Source organism: Prauserella salsuginis, assembly GCF_024648885.1.
Lineage (GTDB): Bacteria > Actinomycetota > Actinomycetes > Mycobacteriales > Pseudonocardiaceae > Prauserella > Prauserella salsuginis.
The window spans coordinates 107,964-121,059 of the sequence record NZ_JANBBF010000011.1 but is presented as its reverse complement, the minus strand read 5'-3'; the positions used below and the strand labels follow the sequence as shown (position 1 = coordinate 121,059).

The 13,096-nt window shown below is 72.0% G+C and carries 12 protein-coding genes; 4 read left to right on the top strand and 8 right to left on the bottom strand.

Going from position 1 to position 13,096, the window contains the following annotated elements; all coding sequences use genetic code 11:
• Positions 1-57 precede the first annotated feature (57 nt).
• Genes LY40_RS15525 through LY40_RS15515 form a run of 3 tightly spaced genes read right to left on the bottom strand, consistent with a single transcriptional unit; the run spans position 58 to position 2,980 of the window.
• Positions 58-861: an ABC transporter ATP-binding protein gene (locus tag LY40_RS15525; RefSeq protein ID WP_183778907.1), complete on the bottom strand. Its 804-nt coding sequence runs from the start codon at positions 859-861 to the stop codon at positions 58-60.
• Positions 858-1,937, bottom strand: a complete 1,080-nt coding sequence (locus tag LY40_RS15520; RefSeq protein WP_183778908.1) for a FecCD family ABC transporter permease — start codon at positions 1,935-1,937, stop codon at positions 858-860. The genes LY40_RS15525 and LY40_RS15520 overlap by 4 nt, the downstream gene beginning before the upstream one ends.
• A complete protein-coding gene (locus tag LY40_RS15515; protein WP_258937280.1) occupies positions 1,934-2,980 on the bottom strand; it encodes a FecCD family ABC transporter permease in 1,047 nt (348 codons plus the stop codon). The genes LY40_RS15520 and LY40_RS15515 overlap by 4 nt, the downstream gene beginning before the upstream one ends.
• A gap of 106 nt (positions 2,981-3,086) precedes the next feature.
• Between LY40_RS15515 and LY40_RS15510 the strand changes: the two genes are divergently transcribed.
• Complete coding sequence (locus LY40_RS15510) at positions 3,087-4,085, top strand: ABC transporter substrate-binding protein (RefSeq protein WP_183778910.1); 999 nt, start codon at positions 3,087-3,089, stop codon at positions 4,083-4,085.
• A gap of 86 nt (positions 4,086-4,171) precedes the next feature.
• Here LY40_RS15510 and LY40_RS15505 read toward each other — a convergent pair whose 3' ends face one another.
• Positions 4,172-4,981, bottom strand: a complete 810-nt coding sequence (locus tag LY40_RS15505) for a DsbA family protein (RefSeq protein ID WP_258937279.1) — start codon at positions 4,979-4,981, stop codon at positions 4,172-4,174.
• 74 nt (positions 4,982-5,055) lie between these two features.
• Between LY40_RS15505 and hrpB the strand changes: the two genes are divergently transcribed.
• Positions 5,056-7,527, top strand: coding sequence for an ATP-dependent helicase HrpB (hrpB, locus tag LY40_RS15500; protein WP_258937278.1), 2,472 nt, complete (start codon positions 5,056-5,058; stop codon positions 7,525-7,527).
• A gap of 103 nt (positions 7,528-7,630) precedes the next feature.
• On the opposite strand, the gene LY40_RS15495 is transcribed toward hrpB, so the two are convergent.
• Both LY40_RS15495 and LY40_RS15490 read right to left on the bottom strand, forming a co-directional pair.
• Positions 7,631-8,425, bottom strand: coding sequence for an ion transporter (locus LY40_RS15495; protein ID WP_183778913.1), 795 nt, complete (start codon positions 8,423-8,425; stop codon positions 7,631-7,633).
• A 135-nt stretch (positions 8,426-8,560) separates the two neighbouring features.
• Positions 8,561-9,274, bottom strand: coding sequence for a dienelactone hydrolase family protein (locus LY40_RS15490; protein WP_258937277.1), 714 nt, complete (start codon positions 9,272-9,274; stop codon positions 8,561-8,563).
• Positions 9,275-9,322: 48 nt separating this feature from the next.
• Between LY40_RS15490 and LY40_RS15485 the strand changes: the two genes are divergently transcribed.
• Both LY40_RS15485 and LY40_RS15480 read left to right on the top strand, forming a co-directional pair.
• Positions 9,323-9,547, top strand: coding sequence for a hypothetical protein (locus tag LY40_RS15485; RefSeq protein WP_258937276.1), 225 nt, complete (start codon positions 9,323-9,325; stop codon positions 9,545-9,547).
• Positions 9,544-10,323: a hypothetical protein gene (locus tag LY40_RS15480; protein ID WP_258937275.1), complete on the top strand. Its 780-nt coding sequence runs from the start codon at positions 9,544-9,546 to the stop codon at positions 10,321-10,323. The genes LY40_RS15485 and LY40_RS15480 overlap by 4 nt, the downstream gene beginning before the upstream one ends.
• A 284-nt stretch (positions 10,324-10,607) precedes the next feature.
• Here the strand turns inward: LY40_RS15480 and hutI are convergent, their stop codons facing one another.
• Positions 10,608-11,801, bottom strand: coding sequence for an imidazolonepropionase (gene hutI / locus LY40_RS15475; protein WP_258937274.1), 1,194 nt, complete (start codon positions 11,799-11,801; stop codon positions 10,608-10,610).
• Entirely contained in the window at positions 11,798-13,096 is a 1,299-nt protein-coding gene (locus tag LY40_RS15470) for a formimidoylglutamate deiminase (protein ID WP_258937475.1), read from the bottom strand. Before LY40_RS15470 ends, hutI begins: the two co-directional genes overlap by 4 nt.

The window sequence follows — 13,096 nt, the reverse complement described above, 5'->3', positions numbered from 1 at the left end:
CCCAAGGCCTCCACACAGGGGGTCCCGTACGGGTCCGCGCCGAGTCGCGGCCGTCCGTCAGACCTCGTCGCGCAGGTGGGCGCTGATCGGGAGCACGAGCGGGGTGCCGGCGACCGGGTCGGACACCACCTTCGCGTCGAGGCCGAAAACGTCGGAGAGCAGCTCCTCGGTGAGCACCTCGCCCGGTTTGCCCTGCGACACGATCCGGCCGTCGTGCATGGCGACGAGTGTGTCGGCGTAGCGGGCCGCGAGGTTGAGGTCGTGGAGCACCATCACCACCGTCGTGCCGCGTTCGGTGTGCAGGCGGTACACGAGGTCGAGCACGTCCACCTGGTGGGCCAGGTCGAGGTAGGTGATGGGCTCGTCGAGCAGCAGCAGCGACGTCTGCTGCGCGAGCGTCATCGAGATCCACGCCCGCTGCCGCTGGCCGCCGGAGAGTTCGTCGACGGGCCGCTCGGCGAACGAACTCATCCCGGTGACCGACAGTGCGTACGCGACGGCCTCCTCGTCGCCGGCCGACCACTGCCGGTACCAGTGCTGGTGCGGCTGCCTGCCCCTGGCCACGAGATCTCCGACGGTGAGTCCCGCCGGGGCGCTCGGGGTCTGCGGCAGCACCCCGACGGTCCTGGCCACGTCCCTGGTCGGGAGCTTGTCGATGCGCTTGCCGTCGAGCAGGACCGATCCGCCGCGTGGGCGCAGCAACCGTCCCATGCCGCGCAGCAGTGTCGACTTGCCGCAGCCGTTGGGCCCGATGATCACGGTGACGGATTCGTCGGCGACGTCGAAGTCGAGTCCGTCGACGACGATCCGCTCGTCGTAGCCGAGCCGGACGTGCTCGGCCTGCAGTCGGGGTCGGGTCACGCGCGGGCCTCCTTGCGCGTTCGCAGGAACAGGAAGATCAGATACGGCGCACCGAGAATCGCCGTGAGCACACCGACCGGCAGGCCGGGGGTCACGGTCCGCACGGCGAGGTCGGCACCCACGGTCAACAGTGCCCCCAGGACCATCGAGCCGACGATCGGCGGCTGGGGGCTGCGGACGAGCCGCAGCGCGATCTGCGGCGTCGCCAGTGCGACGAACGTGATCGGGCCGGCCACGGCGGTCGCCACGGCGGCAAGTGCCACGGCCAGCAGCAGCACCACGGCGCGCGTCCGGTCGACCCGGATGCCGAGGCCACGTGCCGTGTCGTCGCCGAACTGCAGGCCACCGAGGGTGTGCACACCGGCGATCGTCACCGGGACCAGCAGCACCAGCGCCAGCGCCAGCGGCCCGATCGACTCCCAGCCGACGCCGGCCAGGTTGCCGACGATCCACGTCGTCGCGCGCGTGGCGTCGTCGACGTCACCCACGGTCAGCAGCCAGTACACGACGTTGTGGCCGATCGCGGCCAGCCCGATCCCGACCAGCACCATCCGGTAGCTGTCCAGCCCCCGCCGCCACGCGAGCGCGTACAGCAACAGTCCCGCGACCAGGCCACCTGCCAGTCCCGCCAACGGCACGCCGAGTTCGGCGACGACACCGCTGACCTGCCCGGCCGAACCGCCGATCACGATCACCGACACCGCCCCGACACCGGCGCCCCATGTGATGCCGAGAATGTCCGGGCTGGCCAGTGGGTTCCGCGCCACGGTCTGGAACAGCGCCCCTGCCAATCCGAACGCCGCGCCGACGAGCACACCCGCCAGGGTGCGGGGCAGCCGCAGGTCGAAGATGATGCCCGTCTCGGCGTGGTCGCCGCCGCCCGCGAGGGTGCGCAGCACGTCGAACACCGCGATGTCCGAACTGCCGCGCCCGATGTTCAACGCCGCCACCAGCACGAGCAGCACCAGGCACACCGCAGGAACGAGTGCCGACCGCGGCCGCAGCGACCACGCCAGCCGGCCGAGGCGCACCTGCTTGCGCCCTGGAACGGACTCGATGTCCCGAACCGCACTCATATTTTGCTCAGCCCCCGCCGCCGGACCAGATAGATGAAACCGGGCGCGCCGACCGCGGCCAGCAGGATGCCGACCTCCAGCGTGTCACCCGCGACGAGCCGGCCGAGCACGTCAGCGAGGAGCACCAGCACGGCACCGAGCAGCGCCGCGCACGGCACGAGCCACCGGTAGTCGGGACCGGTGACCACCCGCGCCATGTGCGGCACGAGCAGCCCCACGAACGCGATCGGCCCGCACGCCGACACCGCGGCACCGACGAGCAGCGTGATCGCGGCGATACCGAGCAGCCGGGTGCGGCCCACGTGGCGGCCGAGCGCGGTCGACACGTCCTCGCCCAGCGCCAGACTGTTCAACCCGGGTGTGTTCGCCAGCGCCAGCACGAAGCCCGCGATCAGGAACGGGGCCAGCTGCCCCGCCACGGCCAGCTCCCGGCCCGCGATCGACCCCACGTGCCAGAACCGGTAGGTGTCCATGCCTTGGCGGTCGCTGAGGACGATGGCCGAGATCAGCCCGTACAGCAGGGCGCTGACGGCGGCACCCGCGAGCGCGAGTGTGACCGGCGTCGCACCGCCGCGCACGGTGCCGAGCACGAACACCAGCACCGCGGCGATCAGCGCGCCGGCGAAGCCGAACCAGATGTAGCCGCCGAGCGCCGTGACGTCGAACACGACCACGGCGGTGACGACGCCGAGCGCCGCGCCCTGGTTGACCCCGAGCAGCCCGGGGTCGGCGAGCGGATTGCGGGTGTGGCCCTGCATCAGCGCGCCGCCCGCACCGAGCGCGAGTCCGGCGAGGATGCCGAGGACCGTGCGTGGCACGCGCAGCGACCGCACGATGATGTCGTCCTCACCACCGGCGGGCGCGACCAGCGCCTGCCACACCGCTTCCAGCGGCACCGGGTGAGCGCCGTAGGCCAGGCTCGCCGCTGCGGCGACGACCAGCGCCCCTGCCAGGGCGGCCAGGCTCAGCAGTCGCCGGGTGCGCCGCCGATGCAGCGCACGCCGGCCTGCCGGGGCCGGCTCCGCCGCGAGCGTGGCGTTCATCTCGTCCGCTCCTGAAATCGTCGCGCTGCCCCTTCCGCACGGGGCGACGCTCGTTTATGGTCTCGAAGCTCGTTAGGGAAGCCTAACCGAAACAGAAAGGTGGGCAATGATGCTCTTGTCTCATCGACGGCGCACGGCCGTCACGGCCGCGACCCTCGGACTCGCGGCATGCCTGGGCCTGACCGCGTGCGCGTCGGAGGAAAGCACACCGTCGAACGGCCAGGGGCAGTCAGGGTTCCCCCGCACCGTTTCCGACGCCATGGGCGAGACCACCATCGAGAGTGAGCCGCAGACCGTCGCGGCACTGGACTCGAGCTTCGCCGATGCGGCCGCCGCACTCGAAACCGAGGTCGTGGCCTACACGCAGTACCCGTCGTCGGACGGCGTGCCCGAGTACCTCGGCGACGACAGCCGCTACCTGGAAGGCGGCAAGCAGATCGGTGAGCTCGACTCCCCCGACGTCGAGGCGCTGTACGACATCGCGCCGGACCTGATCGTGTCGGCGAAGATCCGCCACGAACAGATCCACTCGAAGCTGTCCAATGTGGCCCCGACCGTGTTCAGCGAGTCGACCGGCGCCACGTGGAAGGAGAACATCCGCCTGCTGGCCGAAGCCCTCGGCAAGGAGGAGCTGGCCGAGCAGAAGATCAGCGCCTACGAGCAGCGGGCCAAGGCGATCGGCGAGGCGATCAAGAAGAAGGAGGGCAAGACGCCCACCTACTCGCTCGTGCGGTTCATCGAGGGCGAGCAGACCGTGCGCCTGTACGCGAGCGACTCCTTCCCCGCGATCGTCATGCGTGACGTCGGTCTCGAGCGCCCCGAAGGACAACCGGACACCAAGGACGAGATCAACGTCGACGTCAGCCAGGAGGACATCGGCAAGCTCGACGCCGACCGCGTGTTCGTCTCCTCCTACGCCGATCCCACGCAGCAGGCCGCGGATCCGCGCGAGAAGTTCGAGTCGAACCCGCTGTGGGACCGCCTCTCCGGCGAGCTCACCGACGTCGACGACGAAACCTGGTACGTCTCGGTGAGCCTGCAGGGCGCGCACGCCATGCTCGACGACATCGCCGAGCAGTACGGCGTCGACCCGGCCCGCGGCTGATCCGGCGAGCCGGGGTGGGCAGGTTCACTCGCCCGCCCCGGCTCCCCTCGCCGGCGCGCCGCGCGTGCGGCGCGCCGGCGGGCACGTCAGCTGTCGCCCGCCGAGGTGATCCGGTCCAGCCAGTTGTCGTCCAGCTCCACGATCTTCCCCTTGTGCGTGACGGTCGGCGTGCTGAAGCCCTTGCCCTGCGGGCCTTCCTGCATGAGGTCCGGGTTGCTGGCGGTCTTGTTGAACTCCGACGTCAACTCGTCGTCGTACTTACCGTTCCGGACGCCCTTGACGAACGCGTCACTGGCGATGCCGAGGTCCCTGCCCAGCCGGATGAGCTGGTCGTCACCGTAACCGCGGCCGCCCTCGGCGGGCTGGTTCTGGAACAGGCTGTCGTGGAAGGCCGTGAACTCACCCTCGTCCGCGGCCAACAACGAGGCGTTCGCCGCGTCAAGCGAGTACCCGGGCGGGTCCGACGCCTCGACGAGCATCGGTACCGGGTGCGTCCGCACCAGCAGCGAACCGTCGTTGACCTTCTGCTGGATCTGCTCACCGAACCGTTCGTAGAACGATCCGCAGGCCGGGCAGAGGAAGTCGGCGTAGACGTCGATCGTCGCGGGCGCGTCCGGGTTGCCGGTCTCGACAACGACGCCGTCCCGCTTCTCCGGGTACTGCGACTCGGCGGGCTGCGCCACCGGAATCGTCTGTCCCTGGGTCTCGTTCTTCGACGCGTTCGTCCACAGCACACCGCCGACGACCACGGCGATGACCACCACGACGACGCCGACGATCAGGCCGACCCGCTTGCCGCCCATGCCTGCCGTGCCTCGCGCCTGGGCCACGACGTTCTTGCCCTGCTGCTGTTGTTGCTGCCGCCGCTTACGCGCGTTGCGTTCCGCTCCGCCCACTGGGGTCCTTCCTCGCGTTTCGTCCCCTTCTAGGCTACGTAAACCGGGTAAAACCCCTGTCCAGGGAGGCGTGCATGCAGGTGCCGGAGCTGCCGGAACTGCCTGCCGGAGCGGTCGCGGGCGACGTCTGCACCGCGCTGGCGGCCGACGGCGCGGCGGTGCTCGTCGCACCGCCCGGCACGGGCAAGACGACGCTGATACCGCTCGCGCTGGCGCAGGCGTTCGACGAGCAGGGAACGGCGGGGCGCATCGTCGTCGCCGAGCCCCGCCGGCTGGCCGCGCGGGCGGCCGCGAACCGGATGGCCGCGCTGCTGGACGAACCGGTCGGCGAGACCGTCGGGTACGCGGTGCGCGGCGACCGCAGGACGTCGGCGCGCACGCGCATCGAGGTGGTCACGACGGGGCTGCTGGTACGGCGGGTGCAGCGCGATCCGGAGCTGCCCGGCGTCGCCGCGGTGATGCTCGACGAGTGTCACGAACGCCGCCTCGACGCGGACCTGTTGCTCGCGCTGCTGCTCGACGTGCGCGCGGGCCTGCGCGACGAGCTGCGCCTGCTGGCGACGTCGGCGACCGTCGCCTCCGACCGGCTCGCCGCGCTGCTCGGCGACTGCTCCGTGATCACAGCCGACGCGCGGACCCACCCCGTGGACGTGCGGTACTCGCCTCCCGTACGCGGCGAACGTCTCGACGCCTGCGTCGCCCGGACGATCACCACGGCACTGGCCGAGACCGACGGGGACGTGCTGGCGTTCCTGCCCGGCGCGGCGGAGATCGGCCGGGTCACGCGGACGCTCGACCTGCCCGGCGTCGACGTCCTGCCGCTGCACGGCAGGCTCTCGGCCGCCCGCCAGGATGCCGCGCTGACCGAGGGACCACGGCGGCGCGTCGTGCTGGCCACCGCGGTCGCCGAATCGAGCCTCACCGTGCCCGGGGTGCGCGCCGTCGTCGACTCCGGATTGTCGCGGGTACCGCGGGTCGACCACCGCCGCGGGCTTTCCGGGCTCGTCACCGTGCGTTCCCCCAGGGCGATCGCGCAGCAGCGGGCGGGCCGCGCCGGCAGGCAGGCGCCGGGCGTGGCGTATCGCTGCTGGCCCGAGTACGAGACGTCGAGTCTGCCCGCCTACCCCGAGCCCGAGATCCGCACCGCCGAGCTGGCGCGCCTTGCGCTGGAGCTGGCGTGCTGGTCCACACCCGACGGACGCGGGCTGTCGTGGTGGGACCCGCCGCCGGAAGGCGCGCTGACCGCCGGCGCCGAGCTGCTGCGCACCCTCGGGGCGATCGCCGCCGACGGCACCGTGACGGCACGTGGCGCCCGGCTCGCCGACGTCGGCCTGCATCCGCGGCTCGCGCGGGCGCTGCTTGACGGTGCCGACGAGACGGGCGCCGACGTGGCCGCCGAGGTCGTGGCGCTGCTCGACTCCGGGACTGGGAGTGCCGTCGACGTCGAGGAGACACTCCGGGAGCTGCGACGGTCCCGCTCGACCGAAGCCTCCAGGCTGCACCGCGAAGCACGCCGCCTGGCCGGATTGGCGGGGTCGGCCGGGCGTTCGGGGCGAAACGGACAGGGACAGGGCGCGGCGGAGGATGCCGCCGCGGTCGTGGCGCTCGCCTACCCGGAACGGCTCGCCCGCAGACGGGACGCGTCGTCGCAGGTGTATCTCATGGCGGGCGGCACCGCGGTGGAACTGCCGTCCGGCAGCCGCCTGGCCGATGCGGAATGGCTGGCCGTCGCCGACGCCACCCGGGAACCCGGCCGGCCCCACGGCGTCGTGCGGCTGGCGGCGCGGGCCGACGAGCAGCTGGCCACCCGCATCGCGGCCACGCTGCTGACCGAGTCCGACGAGGTCACGTGGACGGGCGGGGACGTGGTGGCCCGGTCGGTGCGGGCGCTCGGCGCCATCACCCTCGCCGAACACCGGTTGTCCGACCCCGACCCGCGGCGCGTCCGGGAGGCCCTGCTCGACGGACTGCGCGACGAGGAGCTCGGCGTGCTGACGTGGTCCGACGGTGCCGTACGCCTCCGGCAGCGGCTGGCCTTCCTGCACGCTCGACTGGGCGAACCGTGGCCGGACGTCGGCGACGACGCCCTGCTCGCCCGCGCCGGCGAATGGCTCGAACCGGAGCTGTCGGCCGCGCGCAGCAGAGCCGATCTGGCCCGCATCGACACGGCGTCGGCACTGCGCAGACTGGTGCCGTGGCAGGAAGCACGCAAGCTCGACGAACTCGCCCCGGAACGCATCGACGTGCCGTCCGGCTCCAGCGTCCGCGTGGACTACTCCGGTGACGACCCCGTGCTCGCGGTGAAACTCCAGGAGACCTTCGGCTGGCGCGCCACGCCGCGGATTGCCGGCGGGACGGTGCCCGTCGTGCTGCACCTGCTCTCCCCCGCGGGCAGACCCGCCGCCGTGACGTCCGATGTGGACTCGTTCTGGGACTCCGGCTACGCCTCGGTGCGCGCCGAACTGCACGGCCGGTACCCGAAACACCCGTGGCCCGACGACCCGCGCACCGCCACCCCGACCCGCGGGACGAAACGCAGGACGTGACCGCGCCGGCCCGTTCGGACGCTCACCGGCCACGCGGCCGGCTCCCGCAGCGGCAGGACCGGCTCCGCCGTGGCAGGACCGTCGACACCCGCGGCGGACGTTCTCAGCTGTAGAGCGACCGCTCCGGCCGGGCCGGCAACTGCTCGGCGAGCTCGGGATCGTCCTTCTCGTGCAGTCCGAGCGTGACGGCTTCGCGGATCTGCTGCCGGTTCTCCCGCACGACCTCGGCGAAGAAGTGGTCGATCCGCTCGTCGGCGAGCACCTCCAGCACGATGCGGATCACCGTGTCGGTCACCGAGTGGACGACCTCGTCGTGGAACGGCAGTCGCGAGAACCGGCCCGCCTGCGGGTCGTTCCTGAGCTTCTCGGTGACGATCTCGCGCAGCATGTCCTGGTTCTGAGCCAGGGACCGCGCGAGGTTCTCCGGATAGTTGCCGGTCTCGAGGACCTTCACCACCTCGTCGAGCACGACGACGGTTATGGGCTTCTTGATGGACTGCACGATCGTCGTCGAATACCGCTCGACGAGCTTCTGCGTGAACCGTTCCCCGAAGGCGCGATCGGCGGTGCGCGCCAGCCGCACGACCACCACGACGATGCGCAGCAGCCGGAAACCACGCAGCGCCGGGTGGGCGATCGGGATCATGCCGAGGATCTCGTACCACCCGCGGACCGGGAACATCTTGTCCCAGCTTGCCTTGTGCCAGCGCCACAGGAACTCGACGAGGAACACGCCGCAGATGGCGGTGTCGATGATGAAGATCGTGTGCGTCGTCTCGGCGGAGACGTCGGCGAACAGCAGATAGCACAGCAGCGCCACGGAGCCGACGGCGAGGACGAGCATCGCCAGGTCGACGAGGCTCGGCCGGCGCCCGGCCTGCGGCGTTCCGGTGGTCATGGCCGCACATTGTGCCACCCGTGATCACTCACAGGCGTGCAACGCGGCCATCACCTCCGCAGCCGCGGTTGTGCCCCCAAGGGCACTTTGGTGGCGTTGAGTGCAACCAAGGTGCCCCTGGGGGCGCGCCAGGGATCAGGTGGCCGTGGCCCGGATGAACGACAGCACCTGGGGTTGTGACACGGCGTAGGCGGCCTCGTTGACCTCGGCACTGTGACTACGGGTGTCGCTGAAGCCGTGGTGGGCCTCGGGATACAGGTGCACGATGCTGGCGGCACCGCTGCGCGACTGCAGACCGTCCTGCAGCCGGAAGAACGCCTCGTGGGGCACGATCGTGTCCTGCCCGGGGTAGAGCATCATGACCGGCGCGGTGATCCGCGGAGTCTGCTCGAACGGGTCCACCGTGTGGTTGTCCGCGGGCGTGACGGGCACCGTCGGGTGGTAGGCCACGACGTTCGCCAGCCGCTCGTCCCGCGCACCCAGCAGCAGCGCGAACCGCCCGCCGAGGCAGTAGCCGATCACGCCCACCTTCTCCAGTCCGAGCTCACCGAACATGTGATCCAGCAGCCGCCGCATCTCGGCCAGGCACGTCTCGTCGTCGAGGCCGTTCATCAGCTCGACCATGGTGTCGCGGTCGTGCTCGTCCATGCTCACGCCGTCGAACGGATCCCAGCTCAGTGTCGTCACACCGGCCTCGGCGAGCTCACCCGCGAACTCGCGGACACGCTGTCCGATGCCCGTGATCATCGGCAGCAGCAGCATGCCCGCGCCCGTCGGCTCCGCGGGCCGTGCCAGATACCCGCCCAGGCCGCCGACACCGATCGTCGACGTGTCGATCTCGTGTGCCATAGGTGCGAAACTATCTCTCACCTGCACTGCCTCCCACGGAGGGGACCGATGGCCACGGACCGCACGCTCGCCGAACAGCTCGACGGGCCCCATTTCGACGGCTTGCCCGCCGGCATCGACGCCCTGCCCGGCGAGCACAAACAGGTGCTCGCCGACGCGCTGCGGCAGGCACGGCGACGACAGGCCGCGGCGTTGCGGGAATCCGCCGACAGCGCGCTGTCGCACATCCCGTTCTTCATCCGACCGGCCGTGCGCAAGGCGGTGGGACTGTGACCGAGGCGCTCGACCGGCTCGCCGCGCGCGCCGAGATCGTCAAGCTCGCACGGGTGCTCGGCGTTTCCGAGCAGCACCTGGAGTTCCTGCAGGACGTCCCGGCGGCCGACATCCGCACGCTGCGAGACCAGGCGACCGAAACCCTGCACAGCGCGCACCAGCCGGTGCTGCGCAAGCTCGTGTCGGCCAGCGGGATCATCCCGGTTCCGGTGCTGGTGACGCTGGCGCAGAAGGCATTCGGACCACTGCTCAGCGCGCGCCTGGCCGGGCTGCTCGACGGCGACCGCGGCGTGGCGATCGCGCTGAAGTTGCCCGCACCGTTCCTGGCCGACGTCGCGGCGGAGCTCGACCCGCGCAGGGCCGGCCACATCATCTCCGCACTGCCGCCGGACACGGTCGCCGCCGTCAGCAGGGAACTCCGCAGACGGGAGGACTGGATCACCCTCGGCCGGTTCGTCGGCGGCGTGCCTGCCGAGATCGCCGAGGCGGGCCTGGCCGAGCTGAACGAACGCCAGGTCCTCGAGGTCGCGTTCGTCGTCGACGACAAGTCGTCGCTGAGCGCGCTGGTCGAACGACAGCCGGCCGAACGGTGCGCCGCCTACGCCCACGCGGCCGACGAGTACGACCTGTGGCACGCCCTGTTCGACCTGCTCGCCCACCTCGACGACGACCTGCGGGAACGGCTCGTGGCCGCGGGCGTCGGCGAGGACCCGGACCTGAGCGCCCGCGCCCGCGAACGCGCCGCGGAACTCGGCGTCGAGTCCCTGCTGACGTGACGGCCTGCTGACCTGGCGGCCCGGCTCACGGAGAGGCAGTCGCGGACCGGCGCGCCGTCGGGGTTGCCCGGGTGCAGAACACGTGCGGGAAGCAGCCGCCCGCCCTCGGGGTGGTGGCCGGGAGACGGGCGGACGCAGAACACGCGGTGCCGGGCGCAGAACACGCGGTGCTGAGTGCAGAACACGCGCGGCCGAGTGCAGAACACGCGCGAGGAGACAGTCGCGCGCCAGCGCGTCCTTGAGGGCGGTGGCCGCGAGACGGGCGGGCGCAGGACACGCGGGCGTCAGCGCACGCGTTCGCCGCACCGCCAGACTGCCCAGGTGAGCGGGACGCCGGGACGGTAGGCGAGGTGGGTGGCCGACGGGGCGTCGAGCACGTGCAGGTCGGCGCGCGCACCGGCGCGCACCACCCCGACGGCCCCGTCACCCGTGTCGCGGTGCAGGGCCCGCGCGCCGCCCGCGGTCGCCGCCCACACGGCCTCGCGCACGGAAAGGCCCATCTGCAGCACGGCGGTCGCGACGCAGAACGCCATCGACGTCGTGTACGAGCTGCCCGGGTTCGCGTTGCTGGCGAGCGCGACGGTCGCACCGGCGTCCCACAGTCTCCGCGCCGGTGCGAGCGGCTGGCGGGTGGACAGGTCGCACGCCGGCAGCAGGGTCGCGACGGTGGCGGACGAGGCGAGCGCCTCGACGTCCTCGTCGGTCAGATACGTGCAGTGGTCGACACTCGCCGCGCCGCCCCGCACCGCCAGCTGCACACCGGGGCCCTCGCCGAGCTGGTTGCCGTGCACCCGGACGCCGAGGCCACGCGCAGCTGCCGCTGCCACGATGCGCTCGGACTGCGTCTCGTCGAACGCGCCGTCCTCGCAGAAGACGTCCGCCCAGCCGGCGTACGGGGCGACGGCGTCGAGCATGTCGCCGCAGACGAGATCCACATAGGACTCCGTGTCCGCTCCCGGCGGCACGAGGTGGGCGCCGAGGTAGGTCACCTCGTCGGCGTGCCGGGCGGCGATGCGGGCTGACCGGGTCTCGTCGGCGATCGTCAAGCCGTAACCGGTCTTCGTCTCCAAGCACGTGGTTCCCTGGCGTGCGGCCTCGTCGAGGTGGGCCACCAGGTTCGCCTCAAGGGCGTCGTCACCTGCAGCGCGGGTGCGCGCAACGGTGGTGGCGATCCCGCCTGCGTGGTACGGCTCGCCCGCCATCCGGGCCTCGAACTCGGCGGTGCGGTCGCCCGCGAACACGAGGTGCGTGTGGCTGTCCACCCAGCCGGGCAGCACGGCGCGGCCGCCGACGTCGACGGCCGCGTCGGCACTGGGCGCGGCGGCGGACTCGCCCACCCAGGCGACGCGGTCGGCCTCGAGGACGACCGCGGCGTCGTGCAGGATGCCCAGTCCGGGGTCGTTCGTCGTCAACTCGCCGATCCCCGTGACCACAGTGGACGTCGGGGATGCGGCTGCGGCGTGTGCGTTCGGGGTCATAGGAGCTTTCCGATCTCGGCCGCCAGGTCGGTGGCGGGACGTTCGATACGAGTGTGCACCCCGTCACGTACCACGGTCCGGCCTGCGACGAGCACGTCGGTGACGTCGGCACCGGTCGCGGCGAGCGGCACGCCGTCGGGTGCCGCGCCCGCGGTGCGGACCGAGTCGAGGCGCACGGTCACGAGGTCGGCCTGCCCGCCCCGTTCGATCCGGCCGACGTCGTCGAAGCCGATCGCACCGTGGTCTGTCGCCGCGGCGAGCAGCTCGGTGACGGCGAACCTGCCGCGTGCCTCCGCGGCCAGGCGTTCGTTCAGTTCGAGGGCGCGTGTCTCTTCGAAGGCGTCGACGACGGCGTGACTGTCGCTGCCGAGGCACAGCCGCACCCCGGCGGCCGCCAGGGCCGAGGCGGGCCCGATGCCGTCGCCGAGGTCGCGTTCGGTCGTCGGGCAGAAGCACGCGCGCGTCCGCGACGCACCCAATGTCGACATGTCGTCGTCGGTGAGGTGCGTCGCGTGGACGGCGGTGGTGCGCTCCCCCAACACGCCGTGGCGTGCCAACAGCGCCGTCGGTGTCACGCCGTGCACCCGCAGGCAGTCGTCGTTCTCGGCGCGCTGCTCGGACAGGTGGACGTGCAGCGGCCTGTCGCCGGCCCACTCGGCCACGGTCGACAGCTCCGGCGCGGGCACGGCACGTACCGAGTGCGCCGCCGCACCGACGACGACGTGGTCGCCCTCCGGCCGGAACGCGCCCGCCCTGGACGCCCAGCCGTCGGCGTCGCCGTCACCGAACCGCAGCTGGACGCCCTCGAGCGGCGTGTCGGGTCCGCCTGCCAGGTAGCAGGTGTCGAGCAGGCAGATCCGGATGCCGGCGTCGGCCGCCGCCGCGACGAGTGCGGCGCTCATCGCGTTCGGATCGTCGTAGCGTTGCCCATCGGGACCGTGGTGCAGGTAGTGGAACTCGCCGACACTGGTGTAGCCGGCGAGCGTCATCTCCGCGTAGACGGCCCTGGCGAGGCGGTAGTACGAGTCCGGGTCGAGCCGCTCCGCCAGCCGGTACATCAGCTCGCGCCACGTCCAGAACGTGCCGCGGTCACCGTGCGTGCGCCCGCGTAGCGCGCGGTGGAAGGCATGCGAATGCGCGTTGGCCATGCCGGGCACGGTCAGCCCCGGCAGCGTCCGGCCACGCGGTGGCCGCCCGGGTTCGACCGCGACGATCACCCCGCCCGACACGTCGACGCCCACGCTCTCGGCCACCCCGCCCGGCAGCCAGGCGTACTCGCACCAGTACTCGGTCAC